Here is a 6,321-nt window from a genome sequence, read left to right as displayed (position 1 = left end):
GCAGGATAGCTTATCGGTAGCTAACCGTCCCTCCATCCACATGACCAAGCGTTGCACTTATTATCTGAATTCGCGTTCAACGTGATCCCAATGCTTGACCTGATGTATTTTGCGAAGCGCAATGGCTTCAAGTATAGCGATAAGGACATAGAGCAACTCTTGTATCCCTGGGGAGTAGAAAATCCTCGTGACTATGTCCAAATCCGGGAAACCGACAGGCCGATGGCTGAAAGAGCACTACTGGATGAATTTGATAACCTGTTTACGGCATTCATGTATAAAAAAACAGGACATACACACAAAACTATCAACGAAATCCTGCATGATATAGCTGTGCAACAGGCAGCAGCCAGAGGCGATTCTCCTACCACTATTGATTAAAAAAATCAAGGGATCGGCCAAAAAAACCATCCCTTGTAAACACACTAATCCCCCCTTCCACGGAAAATCGTTTTTGTCCCGTCACAATTTTTAAACACTTCAAAACCGTATACTTCTCCTCATCGACACAGCACAGGAGAAAATAATAATGAACAAAAACTGCACAACATTAATTCGCTTGCCAGAAGTAATAAAAAGAACAGGCGTCAGCAGGACAACGATTTACCGGTTGATAAATAAAAAAGCGTTTCCACTTCCAGTAAAAATAAGTGAAAAGGCAATCGCCTTTGTTGAAAGTGAAGTAAATGACTGGATTGAAAACCTGATTAATTCTTCACGCAATAAAACAGCATAATTTAAATTAACATAAAAATAAAAGAGGTATCTATGAGTGCATTAATTAAAAAAGCAACAAGAGAAATGGATAAACTGGACTGGGGTTATTTGGATATACTAGCAGAGTACTTATACACTCCGCACTGGATTGTCGATTTCGACGATAAAAAGAGCAAGTTTTACAATATAATCATAATCTATCGTGATCTTGATCGCTTTGGTCAGGAATCACTGAAAAGCTATCTGGCGTATAGAAAAAATAAAATCATTTCAGAACGTTAATAATATAACAGCAGATTTTAAAAATGGTGAGTAAACGCCATATGGTTGGCGTTTGTCTGAAATAAATAATGGGAGAGATAAAGATGAAAACATTTTATATAAGAAGCTTGTGTTTTAAAATTGAAGTAAATGTTTTAGATGAGTTTTATGAAGAGGAACTAAGACGTGCAGTAAAACGAGGTTTGGATAAATGGATTACGGATACAGGGATCTGGGAACGGACAAACAAACAGAAAAAAGCGTCTGACAAAATAGCTTTGCAGGATTATTTAAATAAATATGCGATCAAGGAATCGCATGTTAACGCAGTAGAGGTTAAAGTAAAGATCGTGTGGGATATGCCGTGGGCTAGGCAATAATGTGGAACACTCCGAGATGGGCTTTCTCATCGTTTTTTATACCAAAAAGAGCTACTGGGTAGTGGCTATGGCTGAACTGCGTGCTGAGTTTTACGCGGAGAACGGGGAAGAAGATGCACATCAGGTGAAAATTAAGAAAATGTTTTGTCAGATGGAAAGGGAGCGAATTTGTTGCTTGATTACTGAATAGCGGGGTAGTATCTGGGGTAGGTTTGTTGTGTGTCAAAAGTGCCCATTCGTTTGAATTTCACATATAAGGCAATGTTCGTTTTAAAAAAGTAATATAACAATCGCCAGACTCTATTTACAACGGTGGGCTGTCGTGCTCAAAAAAGACTTAGTAGCTTAAACCATGCGAGGAAGTGTCAGATGAATGAAATTGATATTTTAAAAAAACTAGCATCTAATCTTACTGAAAGAAAGAGTGTTGCAGCACTAAGCAACTATGAAGTTCTATGTAACAACATTTCCTTCTTACATGATTTGCTGGAGAAGGGCATAAGATATCTAAGGCATATTGTTTCAGAGTTTAAGTGCACTTTAAATAACAATGACTCTCTATGTACTGAGTATCAGATCGGCAACGATCTTAATCCTTTCATATCTCTTGTGCCAAGCTTGCTTTCCAATGATTTGCAAGCTATTCATAAGCTATCTTTACATACAGAACCAGACAACCGTGTTGATATAGATGTAAATAATGTTGGTCTGCTGCATAGAGGATTTGTTGAATATAATAATTTAGTTACAGCGACGAGGCAGTTGATTGATAGCCTGGTCACTGATGCCTATCAAATCCAGCTCCTAGAACCAAAGGAATTTAATTATCATACACTTTTGTCTCTAAATAGCTTCGAACGATATGCAACTAAATCGATTCGACAAGGGCTATTCAATGAGGATGTTGAAGATGCCTTAACTGAGTTTAGAAAATTAAATTTTCATGAATGGAAAAACTCTTCAATAACGAAATGCCAGCATGTAAACTTTTCCAATAAAGTGGACTTTTTGTTTTCTGAGTTAAGCCTCAATAATCCTGAACATGATGATTTTAAAAATGAGGTGAAAAATTTATTTAAATTTTCATCTGAGTTCACGCATATCGGATATATATCTACCTTCTTTACATCACAATCAGGTTCACAACCAATTTTTGGTGGTGATAAAGGTCCATATCTACCGAGTACGGAAAATTTTAGCGAACTAAAATATCAAATAATAGAGTCATGTATCAACTTCATATTCAAAGTGTATGCTCCGAGCATAAAAGCATGTGTTAACAAAATGCTTTCACATGATGATTCTGAACCATTAATAGCTCATTTAGATAAACTCATATCTATGCTCGAACATGGTATCAAGACAAGAAATAATAATTACTATTTCTTTGTTTGTTCATCATTGATAGGTTCAAAAAACGCGATAGAGCTTCCATGCCTTTGTGGCCATGTTAATTACTGGAATCCACCACATGATAATAGTGACCTGTTTTGTATGGGCTGTGGAAGCTCATACAATATAATGGGAATAGATGGCGATCCTGGTTATATAATTACAAGCAAGGGACCGATAAAAGTTATTGGCTCAACAGTTCCTGACTTCCAAGATTTACCTTTAGAAAAACAGCAAGAGATTTTGCAGAAAGTAGCTGAATGTATTAGAGATTCTAACAGTAACTAATAGCATAAGGCATGCGGATATTTTTTCGTTTCGTCGCGCTCAAAACATAAAAATACTTCGCAGCCTAGAATGTTAACATCCCTTGTTCGCTCAAAGCGGTCAACTTTAACACTCGGAATGAATGTAGCATAACCGCTTTGTAGTTTGTTATTGGCTGACTATACTTAGAATCTGCCTATTATCAAAAAGCTCAACCAGAAGCGCTGGAAGCGGTTCTGGTTGCCACTGACTGGACTGAAAAAGCTCCTCTGGCTGGACTTTCTCCATAAGATCGTCTCGCACAATTGGTAAGACAGTGCTAAGGATCTGATCTTTATATGACAGTAGTTTTTCTTTGTCTAAAAAGTGAAACTGACGACCGGAGAAAATCATTCTCAAGTAGTTTAGATAATTATTCTGGAACTGGTCATGGCTGATGCCATTAACAGAGTAATAACGAATCAGTGATTCTGTTATGACGCTAGCTATACCATCCTCGTCGTTATGGATATTCAGTATTGCGTTTATTTCTTTATTTAGCATTATGATTTTCCTTATAGTTATGCAGAAGGTAACTGAAAGTCTGATAAATCCCAGCCTTCCATATAAAACACGTTATTTTCTTCGTTGCCTTTATCCTTTGGTATTTCTGGAGGAGGGTTTAAAACAGGTGTGGTTGATTCAGCCTGATCCTGAGAAGAAAGATTATCTTTTTCTGACTGGCTCTCATTAATATCGTTCTCTGAGTGGTAAGAGTAAACATTCTGGAACACAGGATTGTCGTCAACATTGAATACTTGTGCTTTCTGAACGTTAGGGCGCTGTTTTTCGTTAATTGTGTGATACTGGCCTTTGAGAAAAATATTTGAGTTCATGAAAAGATCTCCGTCTTTGTCAATGATAATCGCTTTGCTTTTGAGTTTTTTGAAAATAATAGACATGTTAGATTTCTTGATATTTAGTTCTTTGCATAGCTTTGCCTGTGAAACGTGAAAGCAGTTACCAAACTCCATTTTATTAAGGATCTTAGCTATTACTTTTAGCTCGTTGCTGGATATATCCATATTAGCGAGTTGCTCGAAGTTTTTAGTAAACATATGAACATAGTCAGTGCCCTTTGCAATAGATCTTATGCCTTCTCTTCTGGCTATATAGCGCATTTCGTTTTTATGGTTTTTGTTATGGTGTTGGTATATTTTAAGCGCTTGTGTATCAGAGAAGTGGTTTTTATCAATGTAGTCCTGTAACTGCTCCGGTGTCATTCGCTCAATTATTTTAAAGTTTATATTCTGCATGTTTTTATCCTTTATTATTATATTTATTTTGTTATTAATACATTAAACACTATTGTCAATAAAAAAGTCAAAAATAAATGGAAAAAGTTTGATAGCAGTGGACACTCGTCCAAAGCAAAAGTTAATAACGCAACGTTATTAAAGTTATGTCTAAGCATAACTATGGTTATCTTTAAACATAACCGAAGTTATGTAATTTCATAACCCAAGTTATGCTTAAACATAACCTTTTTTCTTTAACTCTATGAATATATTAATAAATATGCCAGGTAATATATTTAATAATATTAATAAAGTAAAAGGGATTACTACCATGTGAGATTTTAAATCTCACCAATGGGTTTCGACTGGAAAATGTTTACTAAAACTGGACGTCCCGCCAGTTTTTATTAATAAAAAACGTTTTTCTTAATTGTGTTATTAAACCCTGCACAACTTTCAGGTTGTGCCATTGCGGTTCATGGTAAATCAAGATCTTCTTCTTTAACTCAGTAACAAACCCTATAACAGGGCATTTGCTTCTTTGCCTTTTAGGGGCAACCAGCAATGCCTGTATGGGCTGATAGTGATAGTGGTAACGTTTTTCATAGCTACATGCTCGCTTGCTCGCATTACGCAAAACTTAAAAACCTTGGATAAATGGCTTGTCTTGATTGAGCTAACGCGCTCAATCGCTAAAACCCTGGCTCTCGCCCTTTTGATTTAAATTGTGAGAACGTTTTTCTTCACATGATGCAGTGTTTTACTTCATTTTTATAGCCAGAAATGAAGACAAATCTTCACGCGATGAAGAAAATGGTTTTAACAGAAAATCTATGCTATTTAAGTCATCAGTGCGCGTGAGCGCATAGCGATTGAGCGAACAGCGAAATCAAGACAGCTTCCTTTATCAAAGGGTTTTGATTTTAAAGCAGCATATGAGCAAGCGAATGTGCTGCATAGAAAAACTAATTAAATAACAAACCATCAGTCCCTGGCCTGCTGGTTGCCATCAAAGGCAAAGAAGCAGAGGCCAAAGGTTTTGTATTCTGATTATAAAAGAAAGAAGAAGCAAGAAATATGAACCCCAATGACACGGCAAAACAGCCGTGTAGGGTTACTTATAATAAAATAAAATCGTCAGATGTTTTTATCTCGTAAAAACAATGAAGAACATCTCTCGCTTCGCTCTATATGAATAATGAAGAAGAAAACTGCCCTCAGACCGCTTTAAATAAGGATCGTTACTGTCAGATCCTGCATATTGAACTGTCAGGATCGGTAATGTAAGCTGTCATTATTTTACTTTTTTCTGATAGTTTAAAAATAAACTGTCAAGAATACTATTCGCATTGGAACTTTAAGTATCGACAAATAAAACTTGAAATGGCAAAAATAAATTTGATTTTGACACTTGACATATTTTATTCTGATGCTAGCACGTAACTTATCAATCAAATAAAAATAATAAAGGAGATAAATATGGAAGACTGTGATAACAATATTGCCAAAGGTAACGAGACATTGAGTTTAAGAAAATCAAGGCGAGGATTACCACGATATACAAAGAATCCTTTCTTACAAACAACAAGTAATAATACAAAAAGTGGATCTCGCAGGATTACAACAGGAAGAGATCGTTTGTTGGTTATTAATGAAGATACAGGAGAACAGTTAGCAGGTGCTGGTTTTTTTCAGTGGCAGGAGGTTGATAAAACACAGTTTTTAAAACTCTATATAAACGGAGTAAAAGCGTTAACAGAACTCACGGGTGCGGGAACAAAGGTTTTTGAAATTCTATACAGAGCAGTACAGGATTTTAAGGACACAGACAGAGTTTTTCTTGCGTATGAGCTTATAGATCAAGAAATAGTGAAGATCTCGGAGTCAACATACTATCGAGGCATGAAAGAACTTGCTAACAAAGGTTTTATTGCTGAAACGACAGTACAGAAGGCGGATTCAACTCCGAAGTGCAACGCTAAGCCGCCAATCTTAGCTCTGCAAACACCACAGACGGTTGCCTGAAT

Annotated in this window: 8 protein-coding genes; 6 read left to right on the top strand and 2 right to left on the bottom strand. The window is 36.3% G+C overall.

Features of this window, described 5'->3' with window-relative positions; genetic code table 11:
• Positions 1-51: 51 nt before the first annotated feature.
• The 5 genes from ACSZO1_RS21380 (at position 52) to ACSZO1_RS21360 (ending at position 3,038) form a co-directional block, all read left to right on the top strand.
• Positions 52-381 (top strand): DUF6387 family protein, encoded by a 330-nt coding sequence (locus tag ACSZO1_RS21380; protein WP_437616249.1) that lies wholly within the window; start codon positions 52-54, stop codon positions 379-381.
• A gap of 148 nt (positions 382-529) precedes the next feature.
• Positions 530-736, top strand: coding sequence for a helix-turn-helix transcriptional regulator (locus ACSZO1_RS21375; RefSeq protein ID WP_437616247.1), 207 nt, complete (start codon positions 530-532; stop codon positions 734-736).
• A gap of 32 nt (positions 737-768) precedes the next feature.
• Positions 769-999 (top strand): hypothetical protein, encoded by a 231-nt coding sequence (locus ACSZO1_RS21370; RefSeq protein WP_437616245.1) that lies wholly within the window; start codon positions 769-771, stop codon positions 997-999.
• Between the two features lie 83 nt (positions 1,000-1,082).
• Positions 1,083-1,358 carry a hypothetical protein gene (locus tag ACSZO1_RS21365; protein WP_437616243.1) on the top strand — a complete coding sequence of 92 codons (276 nt, stop codon included), beginning with the start codon at positions 1,083-1,085 and terminating at the stop codon, positions 1,356-1,358.
• A 369-nt stretch (positions 1,359-1,727) separates the two neighbouring features.
• The gene (locus ACSZO1_RS21360; RefSeq protein WP_437616241.1) at positions 1,728-3,038 is read left to right on the top strand and encodes a hypothetical protein; all 1,311 of its coding nucleotides are present in this window, start codon (positions 1,728-1,730) and stop codon (positions 3,036-3,038) included.
• Positions 3,039-3,185: 147 nt separating this feature from the next.
• Here the strand turns inward: ACSZO1_RS21360 and ACSZO1_RS21355 are convergent, their stop codons facing one another.
• Together ACSZO1_RS21355 and ACSZO1_RS21350 are read right to left on the bottom strand one after the other, a co-directional pair.
• On the bottom strand, positions 3,186-3,560 hold the full coding sequence (locus ACSZO1_RS21355; protein WP_437616240.1) for a hypothetical protein: 375 nt from the start codon (positions 3,558-3,560) through the stop codon (positions 3,186-3,188).
• 17 nt (positions 3,561-3,577) lie between these two features.
• Positions 3,578-4,312 carry a DNA-binding protein gene (locus ACSZO1_RS21350; RefSeq protein ID WP_437616238.1) on the bottom strand — a complete coding sequence of 245 codons (735 nt, stop codon included), beginning with the start codon at positions 4,310-4,312 and terminating at the stop codon, positions 3,578-3,580.
• A 1,461-nt stretch (positions 4,313-5,773) separates the two neighbouring features.
• Between ACSZO1_RS21350 and ACSZO1_RS21345 the strand changes: the two genes are divergently transcribed.
• Entirely contained in the window at positions 5,774-6,319 is a 546-nt protein-coding gene (locus ACSZO1_RS21345) for a replication protein (RefSeq protein WP_437616236.1), read from the top strand.
• The last annotated feature ends 2 nt before the right edge of the window (positions 6,320-6,321 follow it).

This window comes from Erwinia sp. V71, assembly GCF_965644245.1.
Classification (GTDB): domain Bacteria; phylum Pseudomonadota; class Gammaproteobacteria; order Enterobacterales; family Enterobacteriaceae; genus Erwinia.
This window is presented reverse-complemented; position numbering and strand designations above follow the sequence as displayed.